A 1,233-nucleotide genomic window follows, 5' to 3' on the forward strand; every position below is an offset into this window, starting at 1 on the left:
ACCGACGCCGCGGCCCTGATTCCGGGCGCGACGGCGGACGCGACGTCCTCCGCGAGCCCGACCAACGGCACCGGCAACCCGACACTCGACGGTTTCCTCGACCTGCTGCCCTTCGAGGTCCCGCTGGACAAGCAGATCAACAGCATCGACGACATGGACGTCAACCCGTTGTTCCTCACCTTCACCTGCGACGGCTCCGTCCCCTCCTGGAAACTGAAGAACACCGCGGACAAGGCCTTTGGATTCGGCTGGTTCGACACCAGCCTGCACGGCGGGATTCTGGACATCGGGCCGAAGCAGACCGTTGACGTTCCCTCGAAGGCGCTCGCGGTAATCGGCTCCCCCTGGGACGCCAAGACCAAGGTTCTGCTCGTGACCGTGCCGACGGTCGGTGTCTCCAACTGCACGGGCGGGTCGGCCCCGCTGCCGCTCGCACCGCCCGCTCCGCTACCCGTCGCGGTGCCCGCCGCCACGAGCGCCGTCCCGGCCGATCCGCACTACACGCGATGAGCTCCGGACCTGGTCCCAGGATGGCCGCGGGCGCCCTCGCGGCCATCCTGGGTGGCGTCGTGCTGACCAGCTGCGGCGACGGCGCCAGGAACGCCTCCACCGATTTCTCCCCGCAGGTGCGCAACCAGCTCGCCGCCGTCGCCGGGCTCGGCCAGGGAAAGAGCACCGTGGTCACGGCCGTGGGTGCCAGCATCGACGTCTACAGCGCCCCGACCGACACCCAACCCTCCTCCACGCTGGCCAGTCCGAATGAGAACGGCGTCAAGCGGGTCTTCCTCGTCCAGGCCAAGCTGTCGGGATGGTGGCAGGTACTGCTGCCGGTGCAGCCGAACGGCAGCACCGGCTGGTTGAAGGCGGACCAGGTCACCGCGTCCGAGACGTCGTACCGGCTGGTTGTCTCCCGCGGCAGGCACCGACTCCATGTGTTCAGCAACGGGACGCAGATCGCCGAGGAGCCGGTGGGGATCGGCACCGCCGACACCCCGACGCCGGGCGGGCGCTTCTATCTCATGGAGCTGCTCAAGCCGCGTGACCCGAACGGTCCGTACGGGCCGTATGCCTTCGGGCTTAACGGCTTCTCGACATCACTCAGCTCGTTCGGCGGCCACAAGCCGGTCATCGGCATGTACGGGACGAACGAGCCAAAGCTCATCGGCAAGGACGTCAGCCACGGATGCATCCGCCTGAGCAACGACGCGATCACCAGACTCGCCCAGACCGTTC

1 protein-coding gene and 1 pseudogene are annotated in these 1,233 nt (G+C 68.0%); both read left to right on the forward strand.

Annotation, left to right across the window (positions count from 1 at the left end):
* Positions 1-510: pseudogene (locus ACY45C_RS10375) on the forward strand (hypothetical protein); the annotation flags it as partial.
* Positions 507-1,233 (forward strand): L,D-transpeptidase (locus ACY45C_RS10380; protein ID WP_462187416.1); only part of this gene is annotated, 727 nt, incomplete at its 3' end. The pseudogene ACY45C_RS10375 and the gene ACY45C_RS10380, both read left to right, overlap by 4 nt.

The organism is Frankia sp. CcWB2, assembly GCF_977927585.1.